Raw genomic sequence first — 16,917 nt, 5'->3', positions numbered from 1 at the left:
GACAGTACCATAACACGGGGATCAAATGGCTAAGAAAGTAAAAGTTTTAAGCAAAATCACTCATCATTTTTTTAGAGAATGAAAAGAAACGGATCACGACGCGCCGCATCAAGAGAAAATAATAATTACTCTGATTGAACCGACTAGCCAAAATTCAGACAGCACAAAAATGCCAAATAGTCAACCTAAAATTATTGTTCTTGATGATGATCCAACGGGTTCTCAAACCGTTCACAGTTGCTTACTCCTCATGCAGTGGGATGTTGAGACACTTCGTTTAGGATTAGCCGATCGGGTCAATATCTTTTTTATCTTAACCAATACTCGCGCTTTAACGCCAGATAAAGCAGCCGAGGTCACAAGAGAAGTTTGTCAGAATCTAAAATTGGCACTAGAAGCCGAAAATATTCAAGATTTCTTGGTAGTTAGTCGTTCCGATTCTACATTACGAGGACATTACCCAATTGAAACCGATGTCATTGCTGAAGAATTGGGTAAATTTGATGCACATTTTCTGATTCCTGCCTTTTTTGAAGGTGGTAGAGTTACCCGCGATAGTATTCATTATTTATATATTGATGGTGTTCCAATTCCTGTTCACGAGACAGAATTTGCTAAAGATTCGGTCTTTGGCTACCATCACAGTTATTTACCCGATTATGTGGAAGAAAAAACAAAAGGACGAATTAAAGCAAATGAGGTAGAACGCTTTTTATTAAACGACATTCGTCAAAGTAGTTGTAGTTTAGAACGATTAATGAAATTAGAAAATAATCAATGTGGGGTCGTAGATGGAGAAGTACAAGCAGATTTAGATCAATTTGCTCAGGATATTTTACAAGTAACTGCATCAAGAAAACGCTTTTTGTTTCGTAGCGCCGCCAGTATTTTAACTTCCTTAGCACAACTAGGGACACAACCCATTCCCGCCGAAGAAATGGCAAAATATAAACCAACTGATCTTTCAGGTGCCGTTATTGTCGGTTCTCATGTCAAAAAAACCACCGAACAACTTGAAAATCTCCTAAAAGAACCTGATACAGTTGGTCTTGAAATTGATGTAACTCGTTTGAGAGATTATCCCGAACAACGAGACGAAATCCTACAAGAAACCCTCATAAAAATAGAACAAATACATCAATCACATCAGACCCCTGTGATTTATACCAGTCGTCAAGAATTAACCTTTGATACGGTACAACAGCGTTTAGATTTTGGGGTGGCGGTTTCTGCTTTATTGATGGATATTGTGCAAAATTTACCGAAAGATATTGGTTTTTTAATCAGTAAAGGTGGCATCACGTCAAATGATGTTTTAAGTACGGGATTAAATTTACGATCAGCCCGTCTTGTTGGACAAATTTTAGCAGGTTGTTCGATGGTTCGTACTGCCGACAATCACCCCCGTTTCCCGAATTTACCAGTCGTTTTGTTTCCAGGTAATGTGGGGGATGCAGGGGGGTTAGCAACGGTTTATCGACGACTGCGAGGATAATTGATTTTTACTCGAAATGCGATCGCATTGCTAGAATAGTTTTAGGCTGTTGCACGGCTCATACAACATGGATTAGAGCAATTCTAAATATATATGTCCGAAGACTTAATTATCAGCATTTACAATAGTTTTAATCCCTTTGAGCCATTAAATCCAGGCGATCCGAAATATGTAGACTGTAGTAAAGTCCGAGGTGATGAAGATATCTTTAGGGAAATCGGAAAAAAAATTATACGTTCACAGAAATGCACTTACCAACTTTATACAGGACATAGAGGTGTTGGTAAGTCAACAGAACTATTACGTTTAAAACAAGATTTAGAAAGTAAAGACTGTTTTGTTGTTTATTTTGGTGCAACTGAAGATATCGACGAACAAGACGTTCACTATACAGATATTCTTTTAGCTTGTACTCGTCATATCCTACAACAACTTCGGGACTATGCTAATGATGCTCCCGTTGTCAATTGGTTAAAAGATCGCTGGACAGATATTCAGGATTTAGCGTCATCTGAACTAGAGCTAGAATCAATAGAAATAGAACCTAATATTGATTTTTTTGCTAAACTAACTGCCAGTATTAGAAAAGCTCCAAGTAAGCGAGAAGAAATTAGAAAAAAAGTTGATTTGTATGGCGTGTCTTTGATTAAAGCCTTAAATATATTTATTCAAGAGGCTATGCAGAATACAAAATTTAATGAGAAGTTTTCTAAATTAGTGGTGATCGCAGACAATTTAGATCGAATTGCTTTTCTACTGAGAGAAAACGGCAGAACTAACTATGATGAAATTTTCTTAGATTATCATACCCAGCTAACATCATTGCAATGCCATATTGTCTATACAGCACCGCTCTTATTAGTTTATTCTGATCGAGCTTTGGAGCTTCGTAACTTATATGATTCTCCTGAAGTTTTGCCCATGATTATGGTGAAAGATAAGCAGTATAATCTTTATAAAAAGGGAATTGATAAAATGACAGAAATTCTTTGTCGTAGAATCCAAAACTATCCAATTAAATATAATCAACCTAATTTAGGAATTTTTGATACTGAAGAAACTAGAGTTAAACTTTGTCAGATGACAGGAGGGTATGTCAGAGAATTAATGCTTTTTATGCAAACAGCAATGGATTATATTGACGATTTTCCAATTACTGAGAAATCAATTAATCGAGCATTGAATGATGCGAGAGAGAAAACTTATAGAATTGGAATCAATCAAGATGAGTGGAATAAATTAGCAATCATTGCACGTGACAAAATAATCCCAAATGAAATAGAATATCGAAGTTTACTGTTTCGTCGCTGTGTTTTAGAGTATTGGGAAATAGATGAAAAAGATAATCCCAAGAGATGGTATGATGTTCATCCTTTAATAGAAGATATTGATGAATTCAAAACAGCTAGAGATAACTTAAAATAATTATGGTAACGAATTTTACTAAAGAGCAACTTTTACGAGATTTCTCGCTTAAAACTGAATATCGAGAAACCTATCAAGCTTTACTTCGTAATTTAAAAAGACGAGAAGGATTCGGGATTTTATTTGTTCTTTGTTCTCCTGCACAGAGAGTAGAAATTATTGATTCTGTTCAAAAAGATTTACCTGATAAAAGCGTTGAAACTCTAAATTTAGAAAATAATATTAATAATTTATATAATTTGATTGCTCAAAAAAATAATCAAAAAAAGATTGATATATTATTTATTACAGGAATCGAAAAAACTTTAGTAGACTATATTAAATCAAGTGGTATCGGAGGACAAGGAGATTATTATAGACTTGATACCGTCCCTCCAATTCTATCACATCTCAATCTACAACGAGAGCGATTTAGAGACGATTTTAAGACTTGCTTTGTGTTTTTTGTACCTTTATTTGCTCTGAAATATATTTTGAGACGTTCACCTGATTTTTATGATTGGCGTTCGGGTGTATTTGAGTTTGCCTCCACTCAAGAGAGAGTAAAAGAAGAATCTTTACGTTATCTTAGAGAAGGAGATTATGAGCAATATCTTTTGTGGACTCCTCAACAACGACGAGAAAAAATTTTAGAAATTGAAGATTTAATCTCAGAGCGATATCAAACTTTAGAAAATAAAGCAGCGTTATGGTTTGAAGTTGGTAGGATTTATGCAGCAGAACAAAATTGGGAAGAAGCGATACAATCCTATGACAAAGCCATCGAACTTCAACCTGATAACTATAATGCTTTGAACCTTCGAGGTATTGCACTACGAGAGTTAGGAAGATTAGAAGAAGCGATAGTATCCTTTGACCAAGCTATCGAAATCCAATCTAATGATTCTGTTGCTTGGAATAACAAAGGTATTGTACTACATAAGTTAGGAAGATTTGACGAATCTATACAATCCTATAAACACGCTTTGGCACTTAAAGCTGATGACCATAATTCTTGGTTCTTTCTAGGCTATGCACTACTTGACTTAGGACAATTTGCAGAAGCAGCAAAATCTTTTGACACAGCTTTGACACTCAAACCTGATAACCATGATTCTTGGTTCTTTTTAGGCTATTCACTCTCTAATTTAGGAAGATTAGAAGAAGCTATACAATCTTTTGACACAGCTTTGGCTCTCAAACCTGATGACTATGCAGTTTGGTATTTTCGAGGTATTACACTTTCTAACTTAGGACAATTTGAAGAAGCTATACAATCTTACGACAAAGTCCTCAAATTTAAATCAGAAGATGCAAACACTTACTATAACAAAGCCTGTTGTTATGCTTTGCAAGAAAATATCGATCAAGCTTTATCCAATTTACAACAAGCGATCGCTCTCGATCAACAATACCAAGTAATGGCAAAAACAGATTCAGATTTTGACGATATTCGCTCGGATCAGCGATTTCAAAATCTGATAAACTCTCCCTAAGCAGGTAGGGTATAGCGTTCCTCGATCAAGTCTTTAATGCGATCGCGGCTTTGGTTGGCTGATAAATCAGAATTATCCTCAATCTCGGATGTTTCTGTGGCTAAATCTTCATCTTTAATCGCTTCTCGGAACCAGCGCGAGTAATCTTGTTGTTGAAGATGGTATAACCAAGTATCATCATCAACTCCCTCGGCTATTTGAGTAAACATAATCAGATTTTGCGCCTTTAAATTGAGTTTATTTTCAGCACCTCGGAAAAAGAAGCATTTATCATCACCCAATTCTCCCTTAGCATACTTCCGTCGATGGCGAACTTTTTCAAAACGAGGGGGATTAATCTTAAAGCAAAAAGGTTCTTCTTCGGTTTTGCGGAACCATGCTAAACTATTACCCTGCTCTAAAGTTTCTGGTATGGTTGATTCAGGTGGGCAGTATCCGACAGTCTGACAAAAAGCGTCAAGGGTTCGTCTGGGTTCTTTACCAACCACGAGAAGGGTATCAATCAGTGATAAGGCTGGTAACGCGACATGATCTGGATGTACTGTAATTAACATCACGCCATCTAAAGACTTAGGAAGGGTCATCGAAGACGGTTCCCAAGAGGTGGGTAAAAGATGGTGTGCTTCATCAATCACTATCCAATGAGGACGACCCAAACTAGAACGCATTTCTAATAGTAGGGGCCATAATTTCATAAAAAAGGCTGGTCGATCTTCTAATTTAACAGCCAAAAGATTGACGACCACATTTTGCTCAGGCTGCTGTTTTAATAGACTGATGACTTCATCAATATTAGGTGCTTGTTGGGTATTCCCTAATATAAATGCGCCTTCAAAATTTTCATAGTCTCCTTCAGGATCAATAATACAGAACTGATATCCTTGCTCTGTTAGACTTTCTAGTATTGCGCTGGCGAGAGTAGATTTACCACCGCCCGACATTCCCGCAAGTAGAATACTTGTACCATATGGATGAATTTGAACGGGGCTTTGGTCATCTTTTGTTCCCAAAGTCAAGTCATGACGCTTAATTTGAGTCGATAATTCAGCTAAATCTGACTCTAGTAAATGATCGATTAATTCGGCAACCCCTTCACCCCGACTATTCTCGGTCACCCAGTCAACCCGTTCTTTGACCATTGGTAAGGCATTAGCGACGGCTACAGACAATTCACACAAATCTAAAAACGCATGGTCATTTTCTGCATCACCAACCCCAATGACATTATGTGGTGAAAACCCCATTTTATCTAAAGCTGCCTTAAGTCCTGCGGCTTTATTAATTCCCGAAGGCAAAACCATGACAGCACCTTTATTAAAGATAACCTGTAATTCTAGCCCTAAATCTTTAATGGCTTCTAAAACCTTTGTCTCATTCGGTTCCCAAGTTGCAACAATCACACGACCTACTGAAAGGGGTTCAATATTTTGGCTTTTTAATCTTTCTACAAAAACTTCTGGAGGACTGGCACCTAATAAAAATTCTTCTTTAGTGGCAGGATCATAAATTAATGCTCCATTTTCAGCCACAATACAATCAAATACCTCTATTTGTGAAAAATCTCTACGGAGTTCGTTTAATTCTCGCCCTGTCACTAAAATAATTTTACGCCCCGATTCTTTAAATCGTTTGACGGATTCTAAGATCTCTTCTGATACTTGTCCATGAGTTGCGAGGGTTCCATCATAATCGGTGGCTAGGGCTAAATAACGCATATAAAATTCCGTAAATAATCAGTTTTTCTTTAATCTATTCGCTATTTAGTGCGAAATTCTAATCTAATATTGTTTTTAACTATAAATAACCTTTTTTGGCTAAGACACTGACCCTAAGAGAGATCAAACATTCATCTAATGGATGATTTTTATAAAGATTTGCAACAGTATTGAGGAAAAGCGTAGGTCAATATTGAGGTTTCTAGTAATACGAAAAACTTAGGAGGAATATCAATGAATTTACGATTACCTCTTTCTCATGACTATGTAGAATCCTCGACTAGCTTTAGACTTCCTCAGCAAGCAATCGCAGTCTCTAACGCGGTTCAAATGTGGTTTTCTGAAGCTTATATTAATGGTTTAGAAATTCCTGATTTTTTGGTTTTAAACACGCTTAAACCGCTTTTATCTTTAGTTTATCAATATTTCTCGACTTTACTCATTATGGATGATTGGGTGATTCAAGAAAGTGATGATTTAGCCGAAGATTCACGCCATCTGATGCGACTTCAATATAACTTACCAACCGAGCTTTTTCGGCTGATGCTTGGTGAGAGTTATCAGATTTATCCTAAGTATAGTGTGGGATTGTGGGAAAAAGAGGCAACGACTTTAGAAGAAGCTCAAAAAACCATGCTTGATGATTTAATCGAAAAAGCAGGAATAACCGACGGAGATGAAATTTTAGATATAGGATGTGGTTGGGGTTCAGCGTCTAATTATATTCTCTCTAAATTCCCTAATGTGCGAATCACAGCGATTAATCTTAGTCAGACTCAATGCGCCTATATGCGTCAAAAAATGCAAGAACCAGATAGTTATCTAAGTTCTCATCGATTTACTTTAATTGAGGAGGATTTTAATACTGTTTATTTAGCTAATCAATTTGATCGCATTATTACGATCGGTTTTTTTGAACACGTGGGCAATTTGACAAAATCTTTTGCTAAAATGGCTAATTTTTTAAAGAAAGACGGTCAAGTTTTTCTACATATTATCTCGTTTCAGTTACCCCATAATGGGATGGCTCCTTTCATTGATAAATATATTTTTCCTCGGATGCGGGTTTGGCATTATGATGCAGTACCAGCGCATGAGCAACATTTTAAAGTAATTGATCGCTGGTTTTTAGACGGCTATAATTATGCTCAAACTCTGCGATGCTGGCTAAAAAACTTTGATGCTCATCAAGAGGAATTAAAAAACTTAGATTACGGCATAGAATATCAAAAATTCCGTCGGATGTGGCGGCTTTATTTGCTGTGGTGCATTGCGTATTTTGAAGCGTGCAAGGGAAAAGTTTTAGGCAATGCTCAATATTTAATGAAAGTTGTTTAAGTGCTGTAAACTGACCAAGTTTTTTAAGATGAGAATTTGGTCAGTTATTTTTCAGTTAATTTTTATACCGTCTTTTCCATTGATTCCATCATCTCAATTATTTCTCGTTCAAAACTGACTTGCGCTCGATTGGTTTTCCCACCAATATAAAAGCGATCGCCTTCTTGCAAAGCCCAAATTTGTGAATGAGAAACATAACTCATCATGACCCCTATCATCAATAAACCAAAACCTGTATAAACAAAAGGAATACCAGGATCAGCTTTAATTTGTAGTCCCGTACTTCCGAGTAATTCTTTAACTTTTAACGTCACTCCATTGATTTCTAAATCCATTCCAGAGCGTACTGCACTATACAATTTACCTGTTTGATCATAAACCATCATTGTTCCTTGTAAATCTCTTGCAAGTAAAGAAATTCCTTGACTTAAATCAGGTTTGGTGGGTATCCAAGTTCCCCAGATTTGTCCGTTTCCATTGGTGTTTATCTGTGCCATTGGCAGTTTAAAAATGGGACTATTATTAATCTGTACTTTGACATATGAAATTCCCCAATTCGTTTGATAGAAAGTTACTCCTTTATAACGCAAGGGTTCATTGACATGAATAATTTTATGATCTAATTCTTTTCCATTAGTATCAACAATTGATAAATCTGAATAAAACTGATCCACATTACCATTAGGTGTATAATCTATCCAAAATCGATTAACTTTCACACCCCAATCTTTAGGTATCCAAGCAGCCGAAAAAGGCCCCGCTTCAATAATATTTCTGATTTGGAAAGTCTCGCCACTCGCTACCATTTCTTGAGCAAAGAAACCTGACATCACACCAATAATTGATCCAAGTAAGATAATAATCATTGCTGCATGAACAAGAATCGGGCCGATTTTTCCAGCGATTCCTTTTCGGGCATATAAACTATTATTTTCTTCAAAAATTTTATAGCCTTTCTTGGATAATAATTCTTTGAAACTAAGTAAAGAACCTGATTTTAATTCCGCGCTTAAGGCTAATTTCTCAAATTGCCTTTCTTTGTTATAAAATTTCCAACTTCTCGCCGCTTTTAGTGCAGGAAATTGTCGAGTAAAAGTACAAGCAATTAAACTTGTACCGAATAAAATTAATAAAGATAAATACCACCATGTACTATAAACATGATTTAAACCCAGAGCTAAAATGACTTTCCAACTTAAAAAACCAAATAATGCAGGATCTTCAGGGTAATTTTGTTGATAAAACGGTAAAGTTTCGCCTTGTTCGATGACCGTTCCACTCATGCTAAATACAGCAATCACTAACAATAGAATAATCGCTAAACGAAGATCAGCTACAATTTGTATTAAACGCCGCCATAAATATTTAGGATTTGAGAAGATATGAGATTCTAAAGAGTCAGAAACAGCCATTGGTTAATCAATTATAAATTTACTTTATTTTGATTATATCTCCAAATTCAGTTATTAATGGGCTTTAGACAAACCTCTCCAAATTTATTGGATTCAAGGAAAAAACTTAATTTAAAAACATTCCTTGAGGTAAACGAGATAACAACGAGAAAACACCAAAACCAATTAGTAAAAAACCACTAACAGGATTAATCCAAGCTGACCAACGTCGTAATGATAATATATTCTTCAAAGACGCTGTAAACGAGCCTACTAGAATTAAAGGCAGAACATAACCTGCAGTATAAGACAATAACAACACTGCACCAAGTTCTAAATCTTGGGTACTGGCAACCCACGCCAACAAACTAGCCAGAACGGGTGTACTACAAGGAGATGCGACTAAACCAAAGGTTAAACCCAATAAATAAGACCGTAAACTGGCAGGAAAATCGCTTTTAATCCAATCTGTTGCACCAATTGACGGTAGAGGGATAGTAATGATTTCAAGCAGGTTTAAGCCCATTATAATTGCAATCAGGCTGACTAAAATGGGTAAACCAAGCCCGACTTGTCCATAAACTTTTCCCAACCCTGCCGCAAAAATTCCTAAAGCTGCTAAAGTTGTTGCCAGTCCCAAAGAAAACCAGATAGATTGAATCGTAGCGTGAAATCGTCCCTGATTTTCGTAGCCACCGATATAAGCAACTGTAATCGGTAACATGGACAACATACAAGGGGTTAGACTGGTAACTAAACCTGCGAGAAAAATCACACCAATACTAACTCCACTCAGATGAGTCAGTTGTGAGGTTACGCTAGAGTTGGCGAATTGTTCTAAGTGATAGAGTTGGGTTTGAATGGTTTCCCACATAAACAGTAAAAGCTAGATCCTGTTGCATTCTAGCTTATTTGTATACAATTTGACAGAATTCTAAATGTGACCTCACCCTAACCCTCCCCACCTCACCCTAACCCTCTCCTACAAGGAGAGGGAACTATTAGGAAGACGTTTGTATATTAGAGAGGGAACTATAAAGAATAGTTTTTGTTTAGGAGGAGTTGAACGGTAAAATTAAGTTAACCCGTAACTAGGGCTAACTTACTTTGTTCATCTTCGGTTAATGCGTCAGACTGTCCTTTAATTTGCTTGTAAATTTTCAAGTATTCTAGAGCAGATTTAGTCCAGCTAAAATCTTGTTGCATTCCCCGTTGTTGTAATTTGCGCCAATCATTTTTATAGCGGAAACTTTCCCACGCCCTAACAAGACAAGTATAAAGGTCTAGGGGTTCATAACGATCGAAAGCAAATCCTGTTCCTGTTTCTTCCACTGGGTCATGAAAAGAAACAGTATCCACTAAACCACCCGTTCGACGTACAATCGGAATGGAACCATAGCGCATCGCTAAGAGTTGACTGATGCCACAGGGTTCAAAACGAGACGGCATGAGAAACGCATCGGTACCGCTATAAATACGCCGTGATAGTGCATCATTGTAGAGTAATTGAACCGACATTCGACCAGGGAAACGAGAAGCCATCTGCCAAAGTTGCGTTTCATAATAACGATCGCCTGTTCCGAGTATAATTAACTGAGCATTGGTATAAGACAAAAATCGTTCTAAAATCTGGATAACCAAATCAATTCCTTTTTGTTCAACCAAGCGAGTTACCATCCCCACTAAAAACGCTTGACGGTTCACTTCTAATCCTAGTTCTTCTTGTAAAGCTATCTTATTCGCTTGACGATTATCTATCGTATCAGCCGTAAACGTTTTTTGTAAGAATTTATCGTTTGCGGGGTCATAACTTTCGGTATCGATACCATTGAGAATACCAACTAAATTACCGCTAATAAACGATAATAACCCTTCTAAGGTTTCTCCATATGCGGGAGTTTGAATTTGTTGGGCATAGGTTGGCGAAACAGTTGTCACACGATCGGCATACTGAACCGCCGCCGCCATGGTATTATGTCCTTGCATATACCAAGGACACCACGTAATTCTATCTAGAAACCAACGCCAAGGGCCTTGATAAGCTAGATTATGAATGGTGAAAACAGTTGCAATATCGGGTGATTGGTGCATCCATACTGGAATCATCCCCGTATGCCAGTCGTGACAATGAATTACATCGGGTTTCCAATAATTCCAAGAAAATTCCGCAGCCCCATTCGCAAAAAGGGTAAACCGCCAGTCTTCATCTTCTCCACTATAAATCCGACGCGGTGAAAAAGCAGAATGACCAAATAAATATAAAGGAATATCTGAACCTGGGAGTGTCGCTTCATAGACTGAAATGTCTTGAAACATCACAAAACTTTTCCAAATGGGATCTTTTGGAATTTCCATTTTATCGGGCAGAAAACCATAATAGGGCAGAAAAATTCTTACATCATGCCCTAGCTGTCTTAATATTTTTGGTAAAGCCCCAACAACATCACCCATACCCCCCGCTTTAGCAACTGGTGCCGCCTCAGCAGAAACAAATAAAATTCGCATATACGCAAAGCGTTCCCTTTTTTGGTTTGCATTGCCAACGATTATAGGGGTTCACGGTAGACAATGAAGATCTTTTTCGGATTTTAATCGCTAAAATGCTGGTATCCTTGGGCTAGGTTTAATAATCGTTCGTTTAGCTTGACTTCTTTTTCTGTTGTAATATGACCAATAATCGCGGCATCTTGTCCAATTGTTTCCACAAATGCTTCGGCTATTTCTAAGGGTAAACACAATACTAATTCAAAATCTTCCCCTCCATACAATGTCCATTCTAGGGCTTGTTCATCTGAAACAAAATCACACAAGGCAGAATTTAGGGGTATGGCATTTTGATCTATTTTCGCCCCAACTTGACTACAACGACAAATCTGTACGACTGCATCCGCTAACCCGTCACTGCTATCCATCCCCGCAATAGAAGAGGACACGAGTGAGCCGTCGCACGACTCACCTTGAGATGTCCGTTTAGGAATCAAATTCCATAATGAGTCTAAAACATCTAATCTCGGTTTTGGGCGTTGATGGGCTTGAATTAAGATATTTTTGGAATTTATGTTTAAATTTTGTCCTGTTTCGGGATGTAACAATAATTCTAGTCCAGCGCGGGATAAGCCATGACATCCAGTGATAACAATAGCATCCCCAACTTTAGCCAAAAAACGGCTAATGATACGATTCGGTAATACTGATCCTAGCGCAGTAATACTGACACTAATTACAGAAGACCGACAAATATCACCCCCGACAATGACGGTTTGATATTGCTTTAAACAGTCTGTCATTCCCTCATAGAGACGTGTAACCCAATCTTGGGAAGTATCGGGAGGTAATGCTAAACCGACTGTAATTCCTAACGGTTTTGCCCCCATCGCCGCTATATCCGATAAATTTGCCGCAACAGAACGCCATCCAACATCTTCGGGTGAGGTAGTGCGATCGCTAAAATGTACGCCATCAATTAGTACATCTGTTGTCACGACCAGCGAATGTCCGTCTGGAACTTCTAGAATAGCCGCATCATCGCCAATAATTTCAGGTGGACAAAACTGCTGTAGGATTTTTAGCAATCCTTGTTCACCAATATTTTTAATACTACTTTCCACTGTTAGATGTATCTGCTTTTTTGAGAAATGTCATTTAGATTAAAGTGCGATAAACCTCATTTGCTGCACGATGTAGGATAGAATGACGATAAACTAACGCTTTTAAATCATCTGCATAACCACCCCCAATAACAGCAGCAACGGGATAACCAGCAGCGAGACAGGTCGTTAATACTTGCATTTCGCGGCGATATAGTCCAGTATCAGTTAAAGCCAATTTTCCTAAACGATCGTAAACATGAGGATCGACCCCTGCATCGTATAAAATTAGATCGGGTTTGATTTGGGTGAGTAAATCAGGTAAATATTGCGCTAGAGTTTGTAAATATCCGTCATCGTCTAAACCAATGGGTAAAGGAACATCTAAATCACTTTTTTGCTTTGTTCCAGGGAAATTCGCCTCACAGTGCATCGAAAAAGTAAAAACACTCTGATCATTTTGAAAAATACTTGCGGTGCCATCCCCTTGATGTACATCGAGATCAACAATTAAAATCTTTTGAGCAAGTTTGTATTTTTGTACTACTTTTGCCGCGATCGCTAAATCATTAAAAATACAAAACCCTGAGCCATAATGGGGAAAAGCATGATGAGTTCCCCCTGCAGTATTGCAAGCTAAACCATATTCTAAAGCCAGTTTTGCAGTTAAAATAGTTCCCCCAACCGCAACACAAGTTCTATTTGCGAGTTCAAGAGTCCAAGGTAAACCGATGCGTCTTTGTGCTTTTGGGTCGAGTGTCCCAGTACAATAAGCATTGACGTATTCGGGGGTATGAACAAACTCGATTAATTCTTGTGGGGGAAGCTCTGGAGTATATAAATTTTTTTCTTGAATGATGCCATCTTTTAGGAGGAGTTCGTAAAGAAGACTAAATTTAGGCATCGGAAATCGATGACCATCCGGTAAAGGCGCGACATAATTAGGATGGTAAACGATCGGTGGACTCATTATCTAGCTACACCAGGAGTCCCCAAAACTGAAGTTAAAATCTGATTTAGAATTGAGTTAACAAATGCTAAAGCGATCGCACCAAGTAAAGCACTAATAATCCCATTCCGCAATCTGAACCCTTGTACCAAAGCCGCCGCGAGTCCAAAAATAATCGCATTAATGACAAAGGCAAATAAACCAAAGGTAATCAAAGTAAAAGGAAAAGCGAAAAAGCTGATAATCGGTCTGACAAAGGCATTCAGTAACCCAAAAACGAGCGCAGAAATTAACGCTTTTTTAAAATTATCAATTTCTACACCGATGGGAAGCTTGGAAATAATGATAAAACTGATGGCAGTTACCACGAGAGAAATTAGCAAGCTGATAATATCCATTTTTAAAAACTCCTTTTTTAAGTTTGCTTTAATTTTAAGGGTAAACCAATATAGCGCGATCAAGTTTAAAAATTTTACGGATATTCACAGCTAACATAAAATTCAAAATATGTCAACCAAAATGTAGAGGTTTGGTCTCCAAACCCAGTTGAATTACAAAACCCCTACCAAACATTTCGGTTGTATGATTAATACAAACGTTTGCCTTGGCTCATCACAAAGGACGATAAACTCGATAATTGATACTTGGGAAAATATTGTCAATTTTTTCCACTTTTTCTAACCAACCTGAATCAATTTTACCTGCATTAATCTCTTCATACAGTTTATTCAGACGCAACAAATGAGAACGAGTACGACGGACTGCATAAGGAACCATTGTTCCAGTACGCATAATAAACGCCCAGTCCGAAGATTGTGCTAACAGTAATTCCCTAGCTGCTTGGTTTAAAGCACGCCATTCAAGTTCGTCTGCGGGTTCTCTTTTACCAAGTTCGATCATGCGTTCGGCTGCTTTGTGTAAATGGGGATAAATCCAAGCATTTGTCTCATTAAGCCAATATTCATGAAAACCTTTGTAACCCCAACTCGACTGAGACGGACGACAAACCTGTTGAGTAGGATTGTAGAGTAAATAATCTGCTAGATGGGTCATTTCATAAACATTTTGGTCGTACCAAGACTTACGGAACAGAAAATCGATAAACCAAGGCCCCTCATACCACCAGTGACCAAATAACTCGGCATCATAGGGAGAAACAACAATTGGCGCACGTTGCATCAAATTAGCTAAATTGCCAACTTGCTGTTCACGATTGTACATAAAGTTAGCAGCGTGTTCGGCGGCTTTTTCTTTTGCCCAATAGGGATCATAAAGAGCTTTATCCGATAAACCTGCTTGTCTACTGGTAATACGGTGGTACTTAATCCCTGTATTTTTCCGTTGACCGTTGGGCATAATATAAGGCTTAATGTACTCGTATTCGGCTTCCCAACCGAGATCCTTATAAAATTCCCGATAAACTGGATCACCAGGATAACCCACTTGAGAAGACCAAACTTGCTGAGATGATTCGTGATCTCGCCCAAACGCAGCAACCCCTGTTTCTGTATAAATGGGTGCATATGAACCATAGCGGGGACGGGGACGAGCGTATAAAATTCCGTGACCATCGACTAAAAAGTAACGGAGTCCTGCATCTGCTAACATCCGTTCTACACCCTCAAAATAGGCGCATTCAGGTAACCAAATTCCTTTAGGGGGACGGCCAAATGTTTCCTCATAGTGTTCACAGGCGACTTTAATTTGCGCCCAAACCGCTTGAGGATACATTTTCATCAAGGGAAAATAACCGTGTGTGGCACCACAAGTAATGATTTCAAGATTATTGCTATCGAGAAATTGCTTAAATGCAGTGACTAAATCACGATCGTAGCGTTCCCAAGTCGCCCGAATTTGAGCAAACGATTCGACATAGTGTTCAGCTAGATAACGGATGTGACCATTGTCTTTATTGTGATCAATCTCTTTTTTAGCCAGTTCTTCGAGTAGGGCTAAATGAGCTTCAAAACGATCTTGCAGCAAAGGATCGCGCAACATTGACACTAGAGGGGGTGTCATACTCATTGTCATCTTGAAATCGATGCCATCTCGTTTTAATCCCTCAAACACGTGCAGCAGAGGGATATAAGTCTCTGTAATTGCCTCAAATAACCATTCTTCCTCTAAAACATAGTCGCTCTCTGGATGGCGTACAAACGGCAGGTGAGCATGGAGTACAAGGGCAACATAGCCAAAAGCCATAACAATTCCACTATTACTTTTATGTGAATAAAATTTTACGTTTATGTTGAGTAGATTTTATACTATCTTAAGCTTCTAAAATGATAGAAGTAGTAAAATGCTAAATTTTCTTTTCTAGATTGTTATTTTTTTAGCCGATTGAGTTCTATTTCTGTGCCACAGCCTAACGACTCCCAGATCTCTAATGGAAATACGCCTGCTACGTCGCAGGTGCTTCAGCTTTTATTATTTGTCGATGAGCGTCCTAATTCTCAAGAGATTATCCGTCAGATTAAAGCGTATCTCAAAAGCAATCAAGGCGATCAAATCAGTGAACTGCAAGTCATCGAAATCAAGGAAAAACCGCACTTAGTCGAGCATTTTCGCCTTGTAGCTACTCCTGCATTGATCAAAATCTCCCCAGGGCCTCGTCATGTGTTAGCAGGCAGTAATTTACTAGAACAGTTGAAGAAATGGTGGGGACGTTGGCTAAAAACTTTTGAGGAGGAACAAGACAAAGAAAGGCTTAATGGTCAGTCTAAATCTAAAGCGGTGGCCTCAGTTGAATATTCCGCAGAACTGATTCGACTTTCTGATGATGTGTTCCGTCTCAAAAAAGAAAAAGAGGAACTACAAGCGCAATTAAAGTTTAAAGATCAAGTGTTGGCTTTGTTAGCCCATGATCTCAGAAGTCCTCTAACTGCTGCATCGATCGCACTCGAAACATTAGAATTGGCAAATAATCAACCCGAAACAGAACGGAATCGACAGCTTAAAGAACAATTATACAAACAAGCCAAAAATCAGTTTCGCATCATGAATCGATTGATTACCGATTTATTGGAGGCTTCCCGACACAATCAATCTCAGTTTACGGTTAATCATACCCGCTTGTTTTTACAATCTCTGTGTGAGGAGGTTCTAGAACAGTTTTGCAAACGCTTTCAGGAAAAATCCCAAGTTTTAGAAGTTGATTTACCTCAAGATTTACCACCTGTTTATGCTGATCCAGAATTAATTCGCCAAACCATTATTAATTTACTTGATAATGCAATTAAGTACACACCAGAAGGCGGAAAAATCTGCGTTTCTGTGATTCATCGTACTAATCAAAAAGTACAACTGAGCGTTTGTGATACAGGCCCAGGTATTCCAGAAGATAAACAAGACTCGATTTTTGAAGCGCGATTTCGTCTTGAACGTGACAAGGCTAAAGAGGGTTACGGTTTGGGGTTATCTCTGTGTTGCAAAGTAATTCGCTCCCATCATGGACACTTGTGGGTGGATAGTGTGTTAGGTGAAGGCAGTTGCTTTAATTTTACGTTGCCTGTTTGTCCTTAGCTTAATAAGTACGTTAAATT

The 16,917-nt window shown here is 38.1% G+C and carries 13 protein-coding genes; 5 read left to right on the top strand and 8 right to left on the bottom strand.

Translation table 11 applies throughout. From position 1 onward, the window contains the following. Positions 1 to 169: 169 nt before the first annotated feature. The 3 genes from CFPU101_RS06125 to CFPU101_RS06115 all read left to right on the top strand — a co-directional run bounded on the left by CFPU101_RS06125 (position 170) and on the right by CFPU101_RS06115 (position 4,395). On the top strand, positions 170 to 1,495 hold the full coding sequence (locus CFPU101_RS06125; protein WP_206814451.1) for a four-carbon acid sugar kinase family protein: 1,326 nt from the start codon (positions 170 to 172) through the stop codon (positions 1,493 to 1,495). Positions 1,496 to 1,588: 93 nt separating this feature from the next. Beyond that, positions 1,589 to 2,920 carry an ATP-binding protein gene (locus CFPU101_RS06120; RefSeq protein ID WP_206814450.1) on the top strand — a complete coding sequence of 444 codons (1,332 nt, stop codon included), beginning with the start codon at positions 1,589 to 1,591 and terminating at the stop codon, positions 2,918 to 2,920. Between the two features lie 2 nt (positions 2,921 to 2,922). Beyond that, a complete protein-coding gene (locus CFPU101_RS06115; RefSeq protein ID WP_206814449.1) occupies positions 2,923 to 4,395 on the top strand; it encodes a tetratricopeptide repeat protein in 1,473 nt (490 codons plus the stop codon). Here the strand turns inward: CFPU101_RS06115 and CFPU101_RS06110 are convergent. Further along, the gene (locus CFPU101_RS06110) at positions 4,392 to 6,110 is read right to left on the bottom strand and encodes an HAD-IIB family hydrolase (RefSeq protein ID WP_206814448.1); all 1,719 of its coding nucleotides are present in this window, start codon (positions 6,108 to 6,110) and stop codon (positions 4,392 to 4,394) included. The genes CFPU101_RS06115 and CFPU101_RS06110 overlap by 4 nt on opposite strands. Positions 6,111 to 6,344: 234 nt before the next feature. Between CFPU101_RS06110 and CFPU101_RS06105 the strand changes: the two genes are divergently transcribed. After that, on the top strand, positions 6,345 to 7,448 hold the full coding sequence (locus CFPU101_RS06105; protein WP_206814447.1) for a class I SAM-dependent methyltransferase: 1,104 nt from the start codon (positions 6,345 to 6,347) through the stop codon (positions 7,446 to 7,448). 62 nt (positions 7,449 to 7,510) lie between these two features. Here CFPU101_RS06105 and CFPU101_RS06100 read toward each other — a convergent pair whose 3' ends face one another. The 7 genes from CFPU101_RS06100 to CFPU101_RS06070 all read right to left on the bottom strand — a co-directional run bounded on the left by CFPU101_RS06100 (position 7,511) and on the right by CFPU101_RS06070 (position 15,577). Further along, positions 7,511 to 8,860: a cytochrome c biogenesis protein gene (locus tag CFPU101_RS06100; RefSeq protein ID WP_206814446.1), complete on the bottom strand. Its 1,350-nt coding sequence runs from the start codon at positions 8,858 to 8,860 to the stop codon at positions 7,511 to 7,513. 106 nt (positions 8,861 to 8,966) lie between these two features. Continuing rightward, a complete protein-coding gene (locus tag CFPU101_RS06095) occupies positions 8,967 to 9,713 on the bottom strand; it encodes a cytochrome c biogenesis protein CcdA (RefSeq protein WP_206814445.1) in 747 nt (248 codons plus the stop codon). A 206-nt stretch (positions 9,714 to 9,919) separates the two neighbouring features. Beyond that, positions 9,920 to 11,344, bottom strand: a complete 1,425-nt coding sequence (gene glgA, locus CFPU101_RS06090) for a glycogen synthase GlgA (protein ID WP_206814444.1) — start codon at positions 11,342 to 11,344, stop codon at positions 9,920 to 9,922. An 83-nt stretch (positions 11,345 to 11,427) separates the two neighbouring features. Continuing rightward, positions 11,428 to 12,447, bottom strand: coding sequence for a thiamine-phosphate kinase (gene thiL / locus CFPU101_RS06085; protein WP_206814443.1), 1,020 nt, complete (start codon positions 12,445 to 12,447; stop codon positions 11,428 to 11,430). A 34-nt stretch (positions 12,448 to 12,481) separates the two neighbouring features. Beyond that, positions 12,482 to 13,396, bottom strand: coding sequence for a histone deacetylase (locus CFPU101_RS06080; RefSeq protein WP_206814442.1), 915 nt, complete (start codon positions 13,394 to 13,396; stop codon positions 12,482 to 12,484). Next, positions 13,396 to 13,773 (bottom strand): phage holin family protein, encoded by a 378-nt coding sequence (locus CFPU101_RS06075; RefSeq protein ID WP_307730434.1) that lies wholly within the window; start codon positions 13,771 to 13,773, stop codon positions 13,396 to 13,398. The genes CFPU101_RS06080 and CFPU101_RS06075 overlap by 1 nt, the downstream gene beginning before the upstream one ends. 214 nt (positions 13,774 to 13,987) lie before the next feature. After that, positions 13,988 to 15,577, bottom strand: coding sequence for a glycoside hydrolase family 57 protein (locus tag CFPU101_RS06070; RefSeq protein WP_206814441.1), 1,590 nt, complete (start codon positions 15,575 to 15,577; stop codon positions 13,988 to 13,990). A gap of 153 nt (positions 15,578 to 15,730) precedes the next feature. Here CFPU101_RS06070 and CFPU101_RS06065 point away from each other — a divergent pair, with 153 nt between their 5' ends. Continuing rightward, a complete protein-coding gene (locus CFPU101_RS06065) occupies positions 15,731 to 16,897 on the top strand; it encodes a histidine kinase (RefSeq protein WP_206814440.1) in 1,167 nt (388 codons plus the stop codon). Positions 16,898 to 16,917 lie beyond the last annotated feature (20 nt).

It is taken from the genome of Chroococcus sp. FPU101 (assembly GCF_017312365.1).
Lineage (GTDB): Bacteria > Cyanobacteriota > Cyanobacteriia > Cyanobacteriales > Microcystaceae > Chroococcus.
This window is presented reverse-complemented; position numbering and strand designations above follow the sequence as displayed.

What these genes read in the sequence shown, in the direction of transcription:
- CFPU101_RS06125 (WP_206814451.1), top strand. Translation starts at nt 170, where the DNA reads ATGCCAAATAGTCAACCTAAAATTATTGTTCTTGATGATGATCCAACG.
- CFPU101_RS06120 (WP_206814450.1), top strand. Translation starts at nt 1,589, where the DNA reads ATGTCCGAAGACTTAATTATCAGCATTTACAATAGTTTTAATCCCTTT.
- CFPU101_RS06115 (WP_206814449.1), top strand. Translation starts at nt 2,923, where the DNA reads ATGGTAACGAATTTTACTAAAGAGCAACTTTTACGAGATTTCTCGCTT.
- CFPU101_RS06110 (WP_206814448.1), bottom strand. Translation starts at nt 6,110, where the DNA reads ATGCGTTATTTAGCCCTAGCCACCGATTATGATGGAACCCTCGCAACT.
- CFPU101_RS06105 (WP_206814447.1), top strand. Translation starts at nt 6,345, where the DNA reads ATGAATTTACGATTACCTCTTTCTCATGACTATGTAGAATCCTCGACT.
- CFPU101_RS06100 (WP_206814446.1), bottom strand. Translation starts at nt 8,860, where the DNA reads ATGGCTGTTTCTGACTCTTTAGAATCTCATATCTTCTCAAATCCTAAA.
- CFPU101_RS06095 (WP_206814445.1), bottom strand. Translation starts at nt 9,713, where the DNA reads ATGTGGGAAACCATTCAAACCCAACTCTATCACTTAGAACAATTCGCC.
- glgA (WP_206814444.1), bottom strand. Translation starts at nt 11,344, where the DNA reads ATGCGAATTTTATTTGTTTCTGCTGAGGCGGCACCAGTTGCTAAAGCG.
- CFPU101_RS06080 (WP_206814442.1), bottom strand. Translation starts at nt 13,396, where the DNA reads ATGAGTCCACCGATCGTTTACCATCCTAATTATGTCGCGCCTTTACCG.
- CFPU101_RS06075 (WP_307730434.1), bottom strand. Translation starts at nt 13,773, where the DNA reads ATGGATATTATCAGCTTGCTAATTTCTCTCGTGGTAACTGCCATCAGT.
- CFPU101_RS06070 (WP_206814441.1), bottom strand. Translation starts at nt 15,577, where the DNA reads ATGGCTTTTGGCTATGTTGCCCTTGTACTCCATGCTCACCTGCCGTTT.